Origin of the sequence: Streptomyces yaizuensis (assembly GCF_034961445.1) — a bacterium.
Taxonomy (GTDB): domain Bacteria; phylum Actinomycetota; class Actinomycetes; order Streptomycetales; family Streptomycetaceae; genus Streptomyces; species Streptomyces yaizuensis.
This window is the reverse complement of the sequence record NZ_BSBI01000009.1, coordinates 40,110-58,282: the sequence shown is the minus strand read 5'-3', so window position 1 is coordinate 58,282 and position 18,173 is coordinate 40,110. Positions and strand designations below refer to the sequence as shown.

The following is an 18,173-nucleotide window of genomic DNA, read 5'->3' as shown; positions in this document are numbered from 1 at the left end:
ACCGCCACGGTGCCAGGGGCCCTGCTCGCTCCGGTCTGCCGTACTCACCTGACCTGGCCCGTTCGAGGCGGCAGGGCATGCTCCGGAGCGCTCGGCGCCCGCCCGGCCCCCGCGCCTGCGCGCCGGAGCCACCAGAGGGCGGCGTACAGCGCCAGGCCGGCCGTGAAGGCGCCACCGGCTCCCCGGGCCGCGTCGCTCAGCACCCCCTCGGCGACGGTGCCCCAGGGGGCCTCGACCGTCCTGGTGGGATAGGACGTGTCGACGAAGCCGTCGTCCTCGCGGACGATCGGACGGCTGTAGTCCACCTCGGTCGTGTGCCGGTGGGCGTCGAGGCCGCCCCGGGTGTGGGCGGCGGCGCCGACGGCGGTCGCCAGGACGATCGCGGCCACCACCGTCCACCGCACGGCGGGGGTCAGGCGTCCGCCGGCGGCGCCGGGGGAGCGCAGGCGGCCCCGGTGGTTCCACAGGTGCCGGCCGATGAGCGCCAGGCCGGCGGCCGTACTCGCGTACTGCACCAGCCGGGCGACGCTCAGGCCGCCGACGGCGGGCGCGCGCAGCAGCGGTACGCGTTCGACGAGGAACCCGTGATGGTGGGTGAACGCGTCCCACAACTGGTGGGTGGCGATGCCGATCAGCGCGGACAGGAGCAGCCAGACGGCGCGGATCGCCCGCTCCTTCGCGCCGGACGGTGCCGCCGGTCCCGGGAGGCCGTAGCCGGCGGGAAGCAGGGCGTTGAGGGGCCGCCGCAGCAGCCGGTATCCGGCGACCAGGGCGATGGCGAAGGGCAGGGTGACGGTGAGCGCCCCGCCGGGGGAGTGGGTCTGCGTGGCGTTGAGGAAGGGCTCATGCCACTGCCGGGAGTTGGTCGCGGCCAGACCCAGCGCGCGCAGGAAGTACGGGACGTCGGGGGCCATGGCGCCCGCGACCAGGGCGGCGGGGACGAACGGGCCGCGCAGCAGCGGGAGGACCGCGGCGGGGTGGGACAGGGTGAACGGCATCTGGCGTGCTCTCTCGCTGGGGCCGGCCCGGGGGTGCGGGATTCCCCGGGCCGGCGCGGTCGTCCGTACCCGGACGATGGCCGGCGGCGGGCGGGCGGTGTCCATCGAGGTCACCGATCGAGGTCACCGACGGAACTCTCAAGAGAGTATTCAGTTCAACGGACTATCACAAGCGCGGAGGGCCGGGCCCCGGAGGAGGGGCGATGACGGACCAGCCGGACGCGCCCGTGCGGAGGGGCCGGGGAGAGGCCGGGGCCGAGGGGGCGAGGGCGGTCAGCCCCGGTGGCGTACCGCGTGCACCCCCGCCGTGAGCACGGCGGCGACGGGCAGGATGAGAACGAGCGCCATGATCAGCCCGGAGTCGTCCCCGGCGCCGATGAAGGCATGGGCGAACAGGAGCGGTGACGCGACGGCCACCGCACCGAACTCCCGCAGGCCGCGCGAGCGCTCCCGGACGGCGACGACGGCCCCGGCGGCGGCGAGGACCAGCACGGGCCAGGCACCGTAGTCGGTGGACACGGGGAGGGCGTCCGCGTCCACGGCGACGACGGGGAACCAGCCGATGCCCGCCACGGCCCCGGCCGTCGCCGACAATCCCCTGCCGGGGCGCAGTTCGGGCGGGCAGGCGAGGACCACCAGCGCCGTCAGCAGCGCGGCGACGGGCGCGAGCGGACTGCCGACCACCGGCATCGTGGCGGCCTCCTGCCAGGCCGTCCCCAGCAGCCCGGCCGCCGCCAGGGCCGCGCCCACCGCCCACCGGCCGGTCAGGGCGGTGACCGCGCCGACGCACACGCACAGCGCCAGCAGCAGGCCCAGCACGTCACGCGGTTCCATGGTGGTGAGCGCGATCGGCGCCGGAGTCGGCGAGATGATCAGCGTGATGTACCAGCGGGCCAGCCGCAGCCCGCACACCACCGCGCCGACGGCCAGCGCGAGAGGGGCGGCCAGGGCGAACAGCCGGCCGGCGGGCGCCGCCGCGTCCAGTCCGAAGCGGACCCGCAGCGCGTGCGCGGCCAGGTCGGCGTCCGCCCGCAGCCTCACCGCGCGCGGCGCCCCCGCCGTCAGCTCCCGGTGGGTGTCGGCGATCTCCTGCCCGTACGAGGCCCGGTAGGCGGACGGGTACAGGCGCAGCAGCCGGTCGTTCACGCCGTCGCCGCCGCACCGCTGCCGCCCAGCCGCCGCCGCACCTCCCGGGCGGTCGCGGCCAGCCGCTCCGCTTCGGCGGTGAGCCGCTCCCGGCCGGCGGGCGCCAGGGTGAAGACCCGGCGGGCGCGGCCGTCCACGACCTCCTCCCGCTCGACCGCGATCAGCCCGTCGGCGAGCAGCCGGTCGAGCGCCCCGTAGAGCGCACCGGTCCGCGGCACCACCCGCCCACCGGTGATCGTCTTGACCTCCTGCGCGACCGCGTACCCGTGCCGGGGGGTGTCCGCCAGTGCCGTCAGGACCAGCAGCGCCAGCTCCTGCATCACTCGATCAGTCATGCCGACAGAGTATTCCGCCCGGCGGATCGGAGACGGGCCCGGTGCCCCCGCGGCCGCGGCGCCGCGTGAGAACGGCGAATGCCTCGTCCAGGACGGCCCCGTCGGCGGTCCCGTGGTCGGGAGCGGCCACCGCGAGGACGGACCGGACCAGGGCGACGGGCCGCCCGGCTCCTTCGCGTTCCGCGAGCGCACGGGCCGGCGGGGTCCGCCGCCAGTCCTGCTTCTCGGGCCGCCGTACGGACGTGGCCGAGGTCTCCCGGACGAGGTTCATCGGCGCGAGGGCGTGCTCCGGGCCCCGTCGGCGGTCCCGTGGCCGGGGGCGCGGTCCATCGCCCGCCGCAGGGCCGTCCGGTCGCCCTCGGACGCGGGCCGTGCGCGCAGGGCCGCCACGAGCCGGTCGCCCGCCTCGCCACCGCCGCCGGCGAGGCCCCGGCCCTCCCGGCGTGCCGCGACCGGATCCGGCACCTTCTCGTCACCACGGTCCGCACCCGCACCGGTTGACGGCGGCGGGAAGCCGGGCCACCGGCCGCGCGCGCGTCCGGCAGGGCGTCTCACGGCCCGGTGGCAGTGCGCGGACCTGTCCCGGCTCCACCCTGTGGACCCCTGGCGGGTGTGCCGGATACCCGGCGGGCCCGGCGCACGGCACCGGACGGACAGCCGGTACGGGGGAGGGGGCCCGCGCCGGGCCCGGCGGGGTGACCCGGGTCGGCCGCCGTGCCCCGGCGAGCCGCGTGGGCGGAGCCCCGCCCCCTGCACCGCACGGCGGCGGCGCCGCGGGACGGGCCCGGCTCTCAGCCCGCCGAGGGCGGCCGCCCCGTGCCGAGCACCCCACGGGCCCGCAGCTCGCTCAGGGCGATGTCGGCCCGGTACAGCACCCCGGCACCGGGCCGGGCGCCGGAAGGAGACGCGGGGAGCGGTACGGAGCCCGCCTCCTCGCTCTGCTGTTCATCCTGCTCATGGGCGCGGGGCGCGGCGGGGCCGGGCCCGAGGGGCCGACGGCGACGGGTCGTCATGACGGATGATCGTACGGCTCGGCGGGCCGCTCCGCGCGCACCCCGCCGACCGAGGCCTCCGGCCGGGGGAACGGCCCCTGTCACCGGCCCGCGCCACCCGCCCCCTCAGGGGTCAGCGGCGGCGGAACCCAGCGGTCCAGACGCGGCTTCGCCGACGTCACGCCGTACTCGCCCTTCAACCGCTCCGGAATGGCGTACTGCATGACGCGCCCCCGGGTCAGCGAACTCAGCTCGAACACACTGGTGTAGTGACCGACCCGGTCCAGGGCCCAGGCGGCGAACGGAGAGCGGTCCTCCAGCGTCTCCAGGACCCCCAGCAGCGCCGGAGCCGTCCGGATCGCCGAGTCCCACAGGGCCGACCGGGGCACGTCCAGCCAGTCCGCGACGGTGTCCCCCACGAGGTAGCGGATCATGGCCGGGACGACCGGGTCGAAGACGGTCCCGGGCACGACCTCCTCGTACAGGTCGATCAGCTGACGGGTCAGCCGGACGCCCTCCTCCGACGGACCCATGTGCCGGCTCATGTAGAGATCGGAGAAGACCCGGGCGTCGTCCAGGTCCCGGGGCATGTGGTCGAGATCGATGCCGAGCATGGCGCCGACGACCCGCCAGGCGTAGAAGTAGGCGTCGGCACCCTCGTTGGAGAGATGGATCCCGAGCCGGTGCAGGGCGTCCAGCACCTGGATCGAGAACATCATCTGCCCGCCGATCATGTCCTCCTGACAGATCGGGACCCCCAGCGACGCCACGTCCCAGCGGTTCTCCTGCCGCAGGTGGTAACGGATCGACGCGTGCAGCAGCCGCACCTTCTGCGCGGCCGGGATGAAACGGCTCCCGTCCTCGAAGGCACCCGGCTGCATCAGATACACGGTGAACTGCCCGGTCTCCGCCATCCGCCGGGAGGGATACTCCAGCCCGTGGGTCGCGCTCAGCAGCTTCGCCACATGCGGCACCACATAGCAGGCGGGCATCGACGCGAACGACAGCGCCGTCGACACATGGACGTTGTTGTCGATGAAGAAGAGCCGCGCCTTCTCCATCTCGCCCCAGTCCACCCACGCGGGCGGCATCGCCGTCGCCTGGAGGTAGTCGCGGGCCACGGCGGGCAGCCCCTCCGGAAGCGGCTGCCCCGCCGTCGAGAACCAGCGCATCAGCGTGTTGAACTTTCCCGCCTCACCCCGGGCGAACAGCTCCGCCACCGTGGCGTCCGCGAGTTCGTCGCCGACCTGTCGCAGGGCGTCCAGGGAGGCCTCGCTGCGGATCGGGACCGCGGGCGCGGAACCCTGTGCCGGGCCGGCTCCGGTGGTGGTCATGGCGGTGCTTCCTCTCATATCGGACGGATTCCCGGGGGAGTCCCCCACGGGGGCGGGAGCCGGGTGCGTCACCCGGCGCGGGCCAGACAGTGGCCCGCGAGCCCGTGCAACGCCTCGGCGGCACACGGCGGCAGCCGCCCCGCCCGCAGCGCCGCGTCCACCACCGAGGCGGCCGCCTCCGCCCGCGCGGCGATCAACGACTCGACCCCCGCCCGCGCCCCGGTCCGCTCCGCGATCTCCCGGAACCGCTCCAGCCGCCCAGGACCCGCCCCGGCCTCCCTCCCCAGCAGGGCCCGCAGCTCACCCCGCTCGGCCTCCGTCGCCGCCTGCCGCATCAGGGCCAGCAGCACCGTCGGCCGGGCCCCGGCGATGTCGTCGAGATTGGCCTTGCCGGTGCGGTCCGGCGCCCCGAACACCCCCAGCAGGTCGTCCCGCAGCTGGAACGCCTCACCGAGCGGCACCCCGTACGCGCTGAACACCTCCAGCAGCGCCGGGGAACCACCCCCGAGCAGCGCCCCGATCTGCAACGGGTGCTCCACCGTGTACTTCGCCGTCTTGTACCGGACGATCTGGAGGGAACTGTCCGCCCCCACCTCCCCGTCCGCCCCGGGAACCGTCCGCAGGACCTCCAGACACTCCCCGGCGACCAGCTCACGGGCGAGCGTCGCCCACAGCCCGCGGGCCCGGCCGAGATAGGCACTCGGCAGCCCGCACTCCAGGAACAGCCGGCCCGACCACGAGATCAGCAGATCACCCGCGAGCAGCGCCAGGGACCGCCCGGCGGCCGCCCGCCCTGCCCCGCCGCCCGCCCCGCCGGTCCGGGGCGGCACCAGCGCCAGATGCGCCGTGGGCCGCCCGTGCCGCACCGCGCTGCGGTCGATGAGGTCGTCATGGACGACGGCGGCCGCGTGCACCAGCTCCATGGCGGCGGCGGCCCGCACGATGCCGTCGCCGTCGTCCCGCCCCGCCGCCCGCCAGCCCCAGTAGCAGAACGCCGCCCGCAGCCGCTTGCCCCGGCTCACCGCCGCCCGCAGCTGCTCCCCGACCGGCTTCAGCTCCGGGTCCACCGCCTCCAGCAGGGCCGTCTCCTCCCGGGCGAACTCCTCCAGCGCACGGTCGACCCTGGCCTTGATGACGCTCAGGGCATCCCCCGGGGCATCCCCGCCCACCGGCCCGGCGACGGCCCGCCCCGCCACGGCGGCCGTCACCGGCCCGGCCCCCCGCGCCCATCGCCCGGAGCGCCGCTCTCCGCGTCCCGCGCGCCACCCGGCCCGACGGGCCCGCCCCGCCGCTCCCGCTCCCGGGCCCGCCGCGCCAGCAGCTCCAGATGCGACTCCGCGGACACCACCCGCGCCGGATCCAGGCCGCTGTGCCGGCCGCGCAGCACCAGATCCCGCCGCACCTCCTGCGCCAGATCCCCCAGATCGGACCTGCCGAGCAGGGAACGGACCCGCCGCAGCGCGCCCTCGGCCTGCTCCAGCACCAGATCCACGGCCCCCGCCACCAGCAGGACCGCCTCGTCGGAACGCCGGCCCGCACCCGGCCCGTTCCCCTGCTCCTGTGTCATCGTCCCGCCCCCACGTCGGCCGTCTTCCTGCCAAGGGCTGCCCACGGGTCGTACACCTAGGCCGAATGTCATTCGATCGGGTGATGGGCCGACGGTTTCCCGCCGCGCCCGGCCAGAATCCACGGGTCTGTCTCCACCAGCACGCCCCGAGTACGGAACGACACCCTCCGATGTCCGGGCACCGGCCCGTCCCCCTCTACCGCGACACCGCCGGCGAGTTCGCCCGGATCCACCACCCCGACGGCCCCACCGGCTTCGTCGTCCGCCCCGACGGCCGGCTCGGCGCCCGTTTCCCCCTCGCCGGCACCGAGGCGGCCCTGCGCGACTGCCTCACCGCCCTGTCCGCCCCACGACAGGGGAGGAGCCGGGGCTACTGATCGGCCGGTGCCGGGACGAGCCCGTCCGCGACCAGGCCGGCGAAGACGGCCTCACCGAGGGCCCGCACGGCGGACTGCGGCCGGACCATCACCGTGAACTCCTTGATCCGCCCGTCGTCGGCGAAGTGCAGCAGGTCGATCCCGTGGATCTCCCGGCCGTTCGCCCGGGCGCGGAACAGCAGCACCGCCGACGGAGCGGACACGCCGTCGCCACTGGTGTGCGCGGTGCCGGCGAAGTCGCCGACGTAACGGAAGTCCTCGAACGTGCGCAGGAGGACCCCGAAGAGGCCCAGCACCAGCGGCTTGCCCTCGAACGGCGCGAACTTCACCGGGCTGTAGAAGCCGATGTCGTCGGTGAACAGGTCGTCGAGCGCCGCGAGATCGCGGCTTTCGACGGCGGCGCGGAAACGGTCTGCCGTATTCATGCCCCACCCTTCTTATAGTCATGATGATGACTAGTCAGTTTCCTGACTATCATGGCGGACGGCCCCGGCGACAGGGGGCGTGGAGCGGGACGGGGAGGGGATCCGATGGCGCTGCGCCACGCCGTACTGGCGGCGCTGCTCGACCGGGAGCTGAGCGGCTACCAGCTGACCAAGACGTTCGACCTGGGCGTGGCGAACTTCTGGCACGCCCGGCCGCAGCAGCTCTACGCCGAACTGAACCGGCTGGAACGGGACGGATACGTCACGGGCCGGGAGGTCGTCCAGGAAACCCGCCCCACCAAACGGCTGTTCCGGGTGACCGACGCCGGCCTCGCGGAGCTGGCACACTTCACCACCGCCGCCGCGAAACCCTCCTTCATCCGTGACGACCTGCTCGTCAAGGTCCAGGCCGCCGACCACCTCGACACCCCGACCCTGATCGCCCAGCTCACCGAACGGGCCGCCTTCGCCCGGGCCAGGGCCGACCTGTTCACCGAGATGCTGCGCACCATGCGGGGCGGCCGCACGGAGGAGGAGTTCCTGCGCCACGGCGGCCCCATCGGCCCCTATCTGACCTGCGCCCGCGGTCTGGCCTTCGAAGAGGGCAACCGCGACTGGTGCGAACGCACGGCCCGGATCCTGCGCGACAGAGCGCGGTAGCCCGGTCCGCGCACCGGGCTGCCCCGCTCGTGCCGTCAGGGCCCGGCATCCCCCCGGGCGGCGGTGTCCGTGCCGTCCGGCCCGCGGCTGAGCTGTTCGTCCAGTTCGTCGAAGAGCAGACCCTCACGGCCGACATGACCCGTGCGGTACGCCACCCGCGCGACCAGATGCGCGGCGACCGGACCGGTCAGCAGCTGGAAGAACCCGATGAGCCCCAGGGTGCCCAGATCGATCCCGCTGCGCAGCCGCAGCGCGACCCCGGCGAGCACCAGCAGCATGCCGAGCGACTGGGGGTTGGTGGCGGCATGGCCGCGGGAGAGCACATCGGGCAGCCGCAGCATGCCGATCGCACCGAGGAGGCTGACCGCCGCCCCCAGGAGGAGCAGCACCGCTCCGGCGGTGTCCGCCGCCTGCGCCCATCCGCTCATCGCCCGGCCTCCCCCGGACCGGCCCCGGCCCGGGGCGGGCCGTCCGGGTCCGGCAGGTCCGGGGCACGGTCGCGGACCGCGATGAAACGGGCGATGCCCACCGACCCGGTGAAGCCCAGGAACGCCACCACCAGCATGACCGGGAAGTAGTAGGCGTCCCGGGTGAAGGCGGACCGCACCCCGATCCCCGCGATCATGAGCGCGGCGCAGACATCGAGGGCCATCGCCCGGTCCAGCATCGAGGGGCCGCGCGCGACACGGATCAGCACGAGCGCCCCCGCGACCAGGATCATCACGCCCGCCGTGGTCAGCAGGACCCGGTCCACGACCTCGGCCCCGCTCATCGCCCGCCCCCCGGAGACGGCGGGAGCGGCGGGGCCGTGCGCACCCGGGCGATTTCGTCCCGGTCGCCGAACGCCCCGACGACCAGCTCCTCCATCCGCCACACCGACCGCCGGGCGCGGTCCGCCGCGTCCGGCTCGTCGGCCTCCAGGATGTGCACGAACAGCGTGGCGTTGGAGCGGCGTACCTCGACGACCGAGCCGTCGGGCACGTTGGAGACGGCCACCGCCGTCGCCGTGAGCATCAGATCGCTGCGGCAGCGCAGCGGCACCGCGAGCACCGCCGCCCGGTTCGGCCTGCTGTCGAGCATCTGACGGGCCACCTTCACCCCGGCGCTGTACATGTCGCCGAGCAGATGGACCGCCAGCCGGGCGATGCCCAGCGGATGCAGCCGCAGCCCCAGATCGACCGCGGGCAGCGGGAAGACCAGACACAGGACCACGGCCACCAGGACACCGTTCAGGACGTTGGCCCAGCTGACATTGCCCCACAGCAGCACCCAGATGACGGTGAGCCAGGCGATCAGCGGCAGCTCCAGGACCCGCCGGCGGCGGCCCACCACCACGACGCTGAGGGGCGCAAGGCCCGGTTCACGGAACCTCAGGGAGATCATGCGGGCGTCATCGGCCGAGCACCGCCTCGATGTAGGGGGAACGTTGGAGGAGTTCTGCCGCCGCCCGGTCGGTGAGCGAGGTGAGCGGGCCGCCCAGCACGGTGTACGCGAGCGAGAGCAGCACCAGGGCCGCCGCCGCCCAGGTCATGGTGGGCGGCAGCCGGTCGGTGGTGACGGTGATGGCCCGGCCGAAGAGGGTGGCGGTCACCGCCTGCCCGGCGGGCCCGCCCCGGGCGCCGCCGGGCCGCTCGTCCTGGGGGCTCACGTCCCCGCTGTCGTCGCCGCAGTCGTCGTGGGTGTCCCGCTCCTCCAGGACCGTGCCCCGCGCAGGCCCCTCCGGCGGCGCGGCCCGCCAGAAGGCGAGATTCCAGACCTTCGCCATCACGTACAGCGTGATCAGGCTGGTGAGGACGGCGGCGGCGACCAGGGTGTACGCCCAGCCGCCGCTCGTCGCGACACCGGCCCGCAGCAGTTGCAGCTTCCCGATGAACCCCGACATCGGGGGGATGCCGGCGAGGTTCAGCGCGGGCAGCAGGAACAGCGCGGCGAGCGCGGGGGCCGCCCGCGCAAGGCCGCCGACCCGGGTCAGCTCCGTCGTCCCGGCCCGCCGCTCGATCAGCCCCGCGACCAGGAACAGCGCCGTCTGCACGGTGATGTGGTGGACGACGTACACGATCGCGCCCCCGAGCCCGGCGCGCGAACCCAGCCCGATCCCGAAGACCATGTAGCCGATATGGCTGATCAGGACGAAGGACAGCAGCCGCTTCAGATCGGTCTGGGCGACCGCGCCCAGCACCCCGATCACCAGCGACGCCAGCGCCGCCGCCAGCAGCAGATGGCCCAGCCGGTTGCCGGGGAACAGCAGCGTCTCCGTACGCAGCATGCAGTACACGCCGACCTTGGTGAGCAGCCCCGCGAAGACGGCTGTGACGGGCGCGGGCGCGGTCGGGTACGAGTCGGGCAGCCAGGCCGCCAGCGGGAACACGGCCGCCTTCACGGCGAACACCGTCAGCAGCGCCCCCTCCAGCAGGGTCCGCACCCCCAGCGGCAGCTCCGCGAGCCGGACCGCGAGCTGTGCCAGGTTGACGGTGCCCGCCGCCGCGTACGTCAGGGCGGCGGCGGTGAAGAACACCATCGAGGAGATCAACGAGACCATGACATACGTCGAACCGGCCCTCAGCCGGGACCCGGTGCCGCCCAGGGTCAGCAGTACGAAGCTCGCCACCAGCATGATCTCGAAACCGACGTAGAGATTGACCAGATCGCCCGCGAGGAAGATGCACGAGACCCCGGACACCAGCACCAGATAGGCCGGGTGGAACACGGCCAGCGGGGCGCGCTCGTCCCGGTCCGCCATCCCCTGGCCGAGGGAGTACACCAGGACGCACAGGGTCACCGCCGACGACACCGTGAGCATCAGCCCGGAGAGCCGGTCCGCGACCAGGGTGATGCCGAGCGGCGGGGCGAAGTCCCCCAGGTGCACCGCGAGCGGCCCATGGGTGTCGGCGGCGATCAGCAGCACCACGGACAGCGCCAGGACGGCGGAGAGGACGACGACGCTGACGACCCGCCGCCCGCGCGGAAAGCGCGGGCCGAGGGCCAGTTCCAGGCCGGTGGCCAGGAGCGGCAGCAGCACGGGCAGGGGTACGAGCGCGTTCATCCGTCGCCCTTCCCGGGACGGCGGCCGCCCCGCTCGTCACCCGGCGCCCGAGGGCCCGGCCCGTTCGGATCAGCGGAATCAGCGGAACCGCCGGAATCAGCGGAATCGCCGGAACCGCCGGAACCATCCGGACGACGACTGCCGTCGGCGGGGCCGGCGGCGTCCCCCGGGTCCGCGCCGAGGATGTCGTCCCACAGATCGCCCGACGCGTCCCGCGCCCTGGCCTGGAAGGCCCGGTCCTCCCGCAGGACGCCCCGCAGCCGCCGGCGCTCGGAGCGGTAGGCCGCCCGGCCCCCCGCGGGCCGGTGCCCCCGGGGCGCCCGCCGCTCCCGCAGGGCGGCCCGCTCCTCCTGCACCTGCGCCCGGAGGGCGACCCGCCGGTCCTCGATGTCGTCCTGGACCTCGTCCGTACCGGTGACCCGCAGCGTGCGGTACGCCATCGCCAGCAGGAACGCCGTGGTGGCCAGAGTGATCACGATCGCGGTCAGCGCGATGGCCTGCGGCAGCGGATCGGTCACCCGGGACAGGTCCACCCCCGGGTACAGCAGCGGAGCGGCCCCGGCGGCCCCGCCCGCGTTCAGCATCAGCACATTGATGCCGTTGCCGAGGATCACCGCACCGATCAGGATCCGGCTGAGGGCCCGCATCAGCAGCAGCACACCGCCCACGGCGCACAGCACCCCGGCGGTCACCAGCAGGGTGAGACTCACCGTCACCGGCCCGCCCCCGCCCCGGCGGCCTGCCGCTGCGCCGCCTCCCGCTCCATCTGGCGGTCCACCCGGGCCCCCAGCGCCCGCACGATGTCCAGGACCACCCCGAGCACCAGCAGATACACCCCGGCGTCGAACACGACCGGCGTCCCGACGTGGAAGTCCCCGACGAGCGGCAGCCGCCCCTCGTACGTGAGGGCCCGCAGAGCGGTGCCGCCGGCGAACCCGAGCAGCGCCACCGACGTGGACAGGAAGAGACCGAGCCCGGTCAGCAGGCCCGGATGCCAGGGGGCCGCCGTACCCAGCTCGAACCGGCCGCCCGCCAGATAGCGCACCGTCACCGCCACGCCCGCCACCAGCCCGCCGACGAACCCGCCACCGGGCAGATTCTCCGCGCAGAACAGCAGATACACCGACAGGACGAGGATCGGATGGAAGACCAGCCGGGCCACCACCTCGAAGACCACCGACCGGTACTCGGGAGCGAGGGTCCGGCCGGCGGCGAGCCAGGTGCGCTCGGGCGCGTTGTCCTCGGGCGCGGGGACGGGCGTACGCGCCTGGGTGCCGAACGACCAGGCGGTACGCCCGCCCAGCGCGTCCGCCCCCGGCACGGCCGTCGCCACGGACGCGGACACATACCCGGCGTCGTCCGCCCCGGTCGTCCGGTGGAAGTAGATCAGACTGGTCACGCCGACGGCGGCGACGGCGAGCACGGCCGACTCGCCCAGCGTGTCCCAGGCGCGGTACTCGACCAGGATCGTCGCCACCACGTCCTTCACCCCGTGCCGCGCGGTCTCGTACACCAGCGCCTCACCCGCCGGCTCCGCCCGCCGGGCCGCGGCCACCACCCACAGCGCGACGGCGACCGCCGCCGAAGCGGCCAGCGCCAGCGGCACCCGCACCCGCAGCCGCCACGGACTGATGGTCTCCTGGAAATACACCGGCATCCGCCGCATGACCAGCACGAACACCAGCAACGAGACCGTCTCCACACAGAACTGGGTGAGCGCCAGATCCGGCGCCCCCTGCACCACGAAGAGCAGGGCCGTGCCGTACCCGGTCAGCCCCGCCATCACCACCGCCTTCATCCGCCGCCGCACCTGGAGGCACAACAGGGCCGCGGCGCACGTCAGCACGGCGATCGCGCCCTGGACGGGCGAGTCCCACAGCCGCGGCGGGGCGGCGCCGCGCCACGGCCGGTCCACGGCCAGCACCGCGAGCTGCCCGCCGAGCATCACCAGCAGCACGGTCGACAGATAGACCGACAGCGAACCGCGCTGGAAGAACCCGGTGACCTGGAGCGCCAGCCGTTCCAGCCCCAAAAGCCCCAGACCGAAGACCCGGTCGGCGGTCGGCCACGCCACCCTCCGCGACAGCCGGATCACCGGGCCCCGCGCCAGGAACAGCACCAGACCGCCCGCCCACGCCGCCCCGGACAGCAGCAGCGCCGTGCCCAGACCGTGCCAGAGCGAGAGACGGTACGGGTACGCGGGCGCCGGGAAGGCATCGGCGTACGCGCCCAGCAGCCCGTTCAGCCACACCACACCGGGACCGAGGACGACGCAGCCCGCCGCGAGCAGCGCGGGCGGGCCGAGGAAGACCCAGTCGACCCGGTGCACGGGCGTGTCCGCCAGACCCGGCTTGCGGGCGAATGCCCCCCACAGAAAACGCAGCGTGTACGCGGTGGTCAGCGCCGACCCGGCGACGACGACCCCCAGCGTCCACCGGTCGGCCGCATCCCCGTGGGCCAGCGCCGTGAACGCCGCCTCCTTGGCCGCGAATCCGAGCAGCGGCGGCAGCCCCGCCATCGACGCCCCGGCGACGGCGGCGACCACGGCGACACGGGGCAGCGCCCGGCCGACCCCGGACAGCTCCCGCAGGTCCCGGGTGCCCGCCGCATGGTCGACGATCCCGGTGACCAGGAACAGCGGGGCCTTGAAGAGCGCGTGCGCGAGGATCATCGCCACGGCGGCCAGCGCGATGTCCCGGTCCCCGGCACCCGCCAGCACGGTCAGGAAGCCGAGCTGGCTGACCGTGCCGTACGCGAGGACCAGCTTGAGGTCGCCCAGCCGCAGCGCCCGCCAGCCGCCCAGCAGCATCGTCAGCGCCCCGAGCCCCAGCAGCAGCGGCCGCCACGGCGGCGTGTCCGCGAACGCGGGCGCCAGCCGGGCGATCAGATAGACGCCCGCCTTGACCATCGCGGCGGCGTGCAGATAGGCGCTGACGGGCGTCGGCGCCGCCATGGCGTTCGGCAGCCAGACGCTGAACGGCCAGATCGCCGACTTCGACAGCGCGCCGACCAGGACGAGCACCACGGCCACCGACACAGCTCCGGAGGGCGCGGGAGGATCGGCGACCAGGGCGGAGATCCGGTAGGTGCCCGCCGCGTGACCGAGCATCAGAAAGCCGACGAGCATGACCAGCCCGCCGAACGCGGTGACGGTCAGCGCCTGGAGCGCGGAGCGCCGGTTCTGCTTGACCTCGCTGCCGTGCCCGATCAGGAGGTAGGAGAAGACGGTGGTGAGTTCCCAGAACACGTACAGCAGGATCAGGTCGTCGGCGAGGACCAGCCCGACCATGGCCCCGGCGAACGCCAGCAGATACCCGGCGAACCGTCCCAGCAGCGGGGTGTCGCGGGAGAAGTACCGTACGCAGTACACGAGCACCAGCGCGCCCACCCCGCCGGCCAGCAGCACCATGAGGAGCGACAGCGCGTCCAGGCGCAGCGCGAGCCACACGTCGTAGGCGGGCAGCCAGGCGACGGCCCAGCTCACGTCCCGGCCGGCGGCGGCCCCGCCCCAGTGCGCCGCGGCCCAGCCGGTGGCCGCGAGGGGCGGCAGCGCGAGGACGAGGAAGGCCCGGGTGCCGAGCCGGCCGACGAGGGGGCCCGCGCAGGCCGCGAGCAGGAAGTGACCGAGGATCAGCGCTGCCATGCGACCGCCGGCGCCGGGCCGCCGGTGCCGGCGGACACCACACTTCGAACAGAGGGCACCCGGCATTGCTATAGGCATTCCGCTCCGCCGCCCGCTCCGGCACGCCGACGGCCCGGCGACCGGAGCCCGGGTGGCCCATCGGCGGCGGTCACCCGGCTGTGTGCCGTGACCGGGCGGTCCGGTGGCCGCGGGGAAGGGCGGAACGGACCTGGGCGGCTCCGGGTACGGGCCCGGGCGCGCCCGGCGGTGGGTACCCGCCGAAGTGCTCCGGCGCTGCGGGCAGGGGACACCGGCCGGCGCGTGCCGTGCCGCCGTTCCGCCGCGATGAGCGCTCGCGTACTCCTGCGGGGACGGTTGAGCCCGACCGGTGGCGGAGCGGCGTTCCCGGACATGGCCGGGGCGCGGATTCCGGCCGGGGCGCGCCGGACCGCGTGGACGGTGGACGAGGATCCGGCCCGGTGGGGCACCCCACGGCTCGCCGCCTCCTCGTGCGTCGTCCGCTCCGGGTGGGACGGCGACGGCGTGTTCCTGCTGCGGAGGGTCGAGCCCGACCGGCGGCGGGCCGGCGATCCTGAACCCGGCCGGGGCGCGGATTGCCTTCGGCCGTGCCGAGAGGACGGTGCCGGACAGGGCCGACGGCACCCGGGCCGAGGTCCGCGTCCGACGCGACACCGTCGCTCTCCGGCACTACCGGGTCCGATGGACGAGCGTCGGGGCGGCACGGCGGCCGCGTGCACGAGAAGCGGCCCGGGTCCGTGGCGCACCGGACGTATCAGGACACCGGGCGCGGCCCCGCGCAAAGACCGGCGGGCAGTGGCTCCGCGTACCGGCGCACCTGTCTTCGCCTGTCACGCCCCGGACGGGGCGGGTGCGGGCCCGGCCGGCGCGTCCAGGGCGGTCAGCGCCGCGCCCGCCATCGCCGAGCACTGCTCAAAACCGATCGCCCGTGCCGCCGCCTCGACGGCCGCCAGTTCGGTACGGGCCTCGGCCACCCGCCCCAGCCCCGCCAGCGACTCCCCCCGCGTCAGCCGCAGCAGCAGATGCTTGACCGGAGCCTCCGGCGACGAGCCCAGGGCCAGCCCTTCGCCGACCTGCTCCAGGGCCGACGCGTACGCGCCCCGGCCCAGCAGGTGCCGGGCCAGGTGCAGCCGGGCCAGACCGGTGGTGGCCCGGTCCGGGACGCCCTGGGCCAGGGCGAGGGCGGCGACGTACATCTCCCGCGCCTCGTCGGCCTCGCCCGCCTCGTCCAGGGCCAGGGCCAGATTGACCCGGGCGATGGCCTCGCTCGTCCCGTCCCCGGACCTGCGGGCCAGTTCGGGCGCCTCCCGCAGCTGGGTCAGGGCGTCCGAGAGCCGTCCCTCGACCTGGAGGACCCAGCCCAGCAGGGACCGGGTCCGGGACTGCGCGTCGACGTTCCCGTCGGCCTCGGCCGCCGCCAGGCCCTGCTCCAGGACGGCCGTCCAGCCGTCCCCGGCCCGCCAGACGATCAACGGCCACTGGACGAGGACCAGCCGCCACACCCGGTCGTGCATCCCGGCCGCCGCCCCCGCCGTGATCGCCCCGTACAGACCGGCGCGTTCCGCCTCGAACCAGGCCAGCGCCGCCTGGCGGTCCTCGAAGGTCCGGACCGCCGCCGGCCGCCGGTGCGCGGCCGGCACGGTGAAGCAGGGCCCGCTGGAGGGCTCCGCGGTCGCGCAGGCGACCAGCCCCGTGTGCACATAGTGGTCGAGCAGCCGGCCCAGGGCCCCGGGATCGGTGCGCGGGGACAGGCTGCGCGCGTACAGCAGGACCAGGTCGTGCGCGGTGTACGTGTCCCCGGACGGGCCGCTCTCGCCGAGCAGATGGGCATCGGCGAGCCGCTCCAGGGCGGCGCCCGCCTCGCCGACGCCGCAGTCGGCCAGCGCGGCGGCCGCGTACACGTCGAGCCGGGGCCCGGGGTGCAGCCCCAGGGCCCGGAACATCCGGCGGGCGTGCTCGGGGAGCTGGGCCAGCGTGAGCCCCAGGGCGGCCGCGATCCCGGTGTCCTCGATGTTCAGGAACGACAGCCGCCGCTGCTCGTCGCCGAGTTGCTCGGCCAGCGCGGCCAGGTCCCGGTGCCGCCCGGTGAGGAACCGGGCCGCCGTGATCCGCAGCGCGAGCGGCAGCCCGTCGCAGAGCACCGCCAGCCGCTCGGTGGCCGCCGGGTCCGCCCGGACGGCCTCCCGGCCCACGAGCGCCTCCAGCAGGTCCGCGCAGTCGGACCGGGGCAGCTCCGCCACCCGGATCGGGCTCGCGGCGTCGCTGGCGACCAGCCCGCCCAGCCGGTCCCGGCTGGTGACCAGGGTCGTGCAGAGGTCGCCGCCCGGCAGCAGGGGGCGGACCCGGTCCGATCCGGCCACGTTGTCCAGAATCACGAGGAACCGGCCGCCGGCGGTGAGGGCGCGGTAGAGCGTCCCCATCCCCGCCTCGGTGTCCGGCAGGCGCGGCGTCGGCACCCCGAGGGCCGACAGGAACTCCCGCAGCACCATGGTCGTCTGCCGGGCCGGCGTGCCGCTGTAGCCGCACAGGTCGGCGAAGAGGATCCCGTCGGGGAAGTCCGCCGCGCGCAGGTGCGCCCAGTGCACGGCCAGCGCCGTCTTGCCGACCCCGGCGCCGCCCGTGACCAGGGCGACCGGACCGGGATCGCCCTCGACGGCCCGGGTGGCCCCGGTCAGGGCGGCCAGTTCCGCCTGCCGGCCGGTGAAGCCCCTCGGGCGGCGCGGCAGCATGTCCGGCACGGCGAGCGGGGCCGTGATCGGCGGCGCCGGGACGGGCCCCCGACTGCTCGGCTCGACGGCCCCGGCATCCGGTCCGCACGCGCGGAGCACCCGGGCGTGCGCGTCGAGGAGTTCGGGCCCCGGTACGGCGCCCCCCTCGTCGGCGAGCAGCCGGCGGGTCCGGCTGAACCAGTCGATCGCATCACGGGGTCGTCCGGAATCGGCCAGTGCCAGCATCAGGGCGGCCGAAAGGGACTGGCGCAGCGGATGGGCGACCGCCTCGGCGCGGAGGGTCGCGACGGCGCCGGCAGGGTCCCCCGTCTCGCCGAGCGCTGCGGCCAGGGCTTCCACGGCGGCCAGCCGGCGCTGCCCCAACTCCTCCCGGGCCGCCTCCATCAGCGGGCCGGTGGTCGTCCCGGCCAGGGCGGGCCCCTGCCACAGCGCCAGGGCCGCGCGGAGCAGCCGCACCCGGTCGTCCGGTGTCCGGTGGTCGTCGGCGAGATCGAGAAGTTCGGTGAACCGGTGCACGTCCACCAGCGGTTCGGGCACCCGCAGCGCGTAACCGGAGGGCACGGTGTCCAGATCCACCCCGAACCGCCGGGCGTCGTGCGCGGCCAGCAGCGCCCGCAGCTGCGAGACATGTCCCTGGAGCACGGTCCGCGCGTGCGTCGGCGGCTCGGCCTCCCACAGGGTCCCGGTCAGCAGGTCCCAGGTGACGGGCCGGTTGGGCCGCAGCAGGAGCATCGCGAGGAGGGCCCGTCGTTTGGCGGGCCCCAACGGCGGGGTCCCGCCGTCCGCCGTGACCATGGCCACGGTTCCGAGTACGCGGAATTCCACGCGCGCCCCTCCCGCTCTCGCTCGCTTGTGCGAGTGTGAGCCTAGAGGGTGGTGTGGGGACGCCCATGGTCGGCCTACGCC

At 75.1% G+C, this 18,173-nt stretch carries 19 protein-coding genes; 2 read left to right on the top strand and 17 right to left on the bottom strand.

From position 1 onward, the window contains the following. Window positions 1-44: 44 nt before the first annotated feature. From SYYSPA8_RS21455 to SYYSPA8_RS21415, 9 genes are all read right to left on the bottom strand, one after another. A complete protein-coding gene (locus SYYSPA8_RS21455; protein WP_323449112.1) occupies window positions 45-1,103 on the bottom strand; it encodes a DUF4184 family protein in 1,059 nt (352 codons plus the stop codon). A 168-nt stretch (window positions 1,104-1,271) separates the two neighbouring features. Continuing rightward, the gene (locus SYYSPA8_RS21450; protein WP_323448877.1) at window positions 1,272-2,144 is read right to left on the bottom strand and encodes a hypothetical protein; all 873 of its coding nucleotides are present in this window, start codon (window positions 2,142-2,144) and stop codon (window positions 1,272-1,274) included. After that, window positions 2,141-2,479 (bottom strand): PadR family transcriptional regulator, encoded by a 339-nt coding sequence (locus tag SYYSPA8_RS21445; RefSeq protein WP_323448876.1) that lies wholly within the window; start codon window positions 2,477-2,479, stop codon window positions 2,141-2,143. Before SYYSPA8_RS21445 ends, SYYSPA8_RS21450 begins: the two co-directional genes overlap by 4 nt. After that, window positions 2,472-2,750, bottom strand: coding sequence for a hypothetical protein (locus SYYSPA8_RS21440; protein ID WP_323448875.1), 279 nt, complete (start codon window positions 2,748-2,750; stop codon window positions 2,472-2,474). Before SYYSPA8_RS21440 ends, SYYSPA8_RS21445 begins: the two co-directional genes overlap by 8 nt. Further along, window positions 2,747-2,944 carry a hypothetical protein gene (locus SYYSPA8_RS21435; RefSeq protein WP_323448874.1) on the bottom strand — a complete coding sequence of 66 codons (198 nt, stop codon included), beginning with the start codon at window positions 2,942-2,944 and terminating at the stop codon, window positions 2,747-2,749. Before SYYSPA8_RS21435 ends, SYYSPA8_RS21440 begins: the two co-directional genes overlap by 4 nt. Before the next feature lie 326 nt (window positions 2,945-3,270). Continuing rightward, window positions 3,271-3,492 carry a hypothetical protein gene (locus tag SYYSPA8_RS21430; RefSeq protein WP_323448873.1) on the bottom strand — a complete coding sequence of 74 codons (222 nt, stop codon included), beginning with the start codon at window positions 3,490-3,492 and terminating at the stop codon, window positions 3,271-3,273. Between the two features lie 80 nt (window positions 3,493-3,572). Then, on the bottom strand, window positions 3,573-4,805 hold the full coding sequence (locus tag SYYSPA8_RS21425) for an oxygenase MpaB family protein (protein WP_323448872.1): 1,233 nt from the start codon (window positions 4,803-4,805) through the stop codon (window positions 3,573-3,575). Window positions 4,806-4,873: 68 nt separating this feature from the next. Next, the gene (locus tag SYYSPA8_RS21420) at window positions 4,874-5,974 is read right to left on the bottom strand and encodes a polyprenyl synthetase family protein (RefSeq protein WP_407706056.1); all 1,101 of its coding nucleotides are present in this window, start codon (window positions 5,972-5,974) and stop codon (window positions 4,874-4,876) included. Window positions 5,975-6,009: 35 nt separating this feature from the next. Then, on the bottom strand, window positions 6,010-6,372 hold the full coding sequence (locus tag SYYSPA8_RS21415) for a hypothetical protein (protein ID WP_323448871.1): 363 nt from the start codon (window positions 6,370-6,372) through the stop codon (window positions 6,010-6,012). 170 nt (window positions 6,373-6,542) lie between these two features. Here SYYSPA8_RS21415 and SYYSPA8_RS21410 point away from each other — a divergent pair, with 170 nt between their 5' ends. Continuing rightward, window positions 6,543-6,749, top strand: a complete 207-nt coding sequence (locus SYYSPA8_RS21410) for a hypothetical protein (protein WP_323448870.1) — start codon at window positions 6,543-6,545, stop codon at window positions 6,747-6,749. On the opposite strand, the gene SYYSPA8_RS21405 is transcribed toward SYYSPA8_RS21410, so the two are convergent. Beyond that, entirely contained in the window at window positions 6,743-7,174 is a 432-nt protein-coding gene (locus tag SYYSPA8_RS21405) for a nuclear transport factor 2 family protein (RefSeq protein ID WP_323448869.1), read from the bottom strand. The genes SYYSPA8_RS21410 and SYYSPA8_RS21405 overlap by 7 nt on opposite strands. Window positions 7,175-7,279: 105 nt before the next feature. Here SYYSPA8_RS21405 and SYYSPA8_RS21400 point away from each other — a divergent pair, with 105 nt between their 5' ends. Then, a complete protein-coding gene (locus SYYSPA8_RS21400) occupies window positions 7,280-7,834 on the top strand; it encodes a PadR family transcriptional regulator (protein WP_323448868.1) in 555 nt (184 codons plus the stop codon). Between the two features lie 35 nt (window positions 7,835-7,869). Here SYYSPA8_RS21400 and mnhG read toward each other — a convergent pair whose 3' ends face one another. The 7 genes from mnhG to SYYSPA8_RS21365 all read right to left on the bottom strand — a co-directional run bounded on the left by mnhG (window position 7,870) and on the right by SYYSPA8_RS21365 (window position 18,092). Then, window positions 7,870-8,262 (bottom strand): monovalent cation/H(+) antiporter subunit G, encoded by a 393-nt coding sequence (gene mnhG / locus SYYSPA8_RS21395; RefSeq protein ID WP_323448867.1) that lies wholly within the window; start codon window positions 8,260-8,262, stop codon window positions 7,870-7,872. Then, window positions 8,259-8,606, bottom strand: coding sequence for a monovalent cation/H+ antiporter complex subunit F (locus tag SYYSPA8_RS21390; RefSeq protein ID WP_323448866.1), 348 nt, complete (start codon window positions 8,604-8,606; stop codon window positions 8,259-8,261). The genes mnhG and SYYSPA8_RS21390 overlap by 4 nt, the downstream gene beginning before the upstream one ends. Next, window positions 8,603-9,217 (bottom strand): Na+/H+ antiporter subunit E, encoded by a 615-nt coding sequence (locus SYYSPA8_RS21385; protein ID WP_323448865.1) that lies wholly within the window; start codon window positions 9,215-9,217, stop codon window positions 8,603-8,605. Before SYYSPA8_RS21385 ends, SYYSPA8_RS21390 begins: the two co-directional genes overlap by 4 nt. Window positions 9,218-9,224: 7 nt before the next feature. Further along, on the bottom strand, window positions 9,225-10,877 hold the full coding sequence (locus SYYSPA8_RS21380; protein ID WP_323448864.1) for a Na+/H+ antiporter subunit D: 1,653 nt from the start codon (window positions 10,875-10,877) through the stop codon (window positions 9,225-9,227). Continuing rightward, on the bottom strand, window positions 10,874-11,593 hold the full coding sequence (locus tag SYYSPA8_RS21375) for a Na(+)/H(+) antiporter subunit C (protein ID WP_323448863.1): 720 nt from the start codon (window positions 11,591-11,593) through the stop codon (window positions 10,874-10,876). Before SYYSPA8_RS21375 ends, SYYSPA8_RS21380 begins: the two co-directional genes overlap by 4 nt. Beyond that, entirely contained in the window at window positions 11,590-14,520 is a 2,931-nt protein-coding gene (locus SYYSPA8_RS21370; RefSeq protein WP_323448862.1) for a Na+/H+ antiporter subunit A, read from the bottom strand. Before SYYSPA8_RS21370 ends, SYYSPA8_RS21375 begins: the two co-directional genes overlap by 4 nt. 848 nt (window positions 14,521-15,368) lie before the next feature. Then, window positions 15,369-18,092, bottom strand: coding sequence for an AfsR/SARP family transcriptional regulator (locus tag SYYSPA8_RS21365; protein ID WP_323448861.1), 2,724 nt, complete (start codon window positions 18,090-18,092; stop codon window positions 15,369-15,371). Window positions 18,093-18,173: the final 81 nt, after the last annotated feature.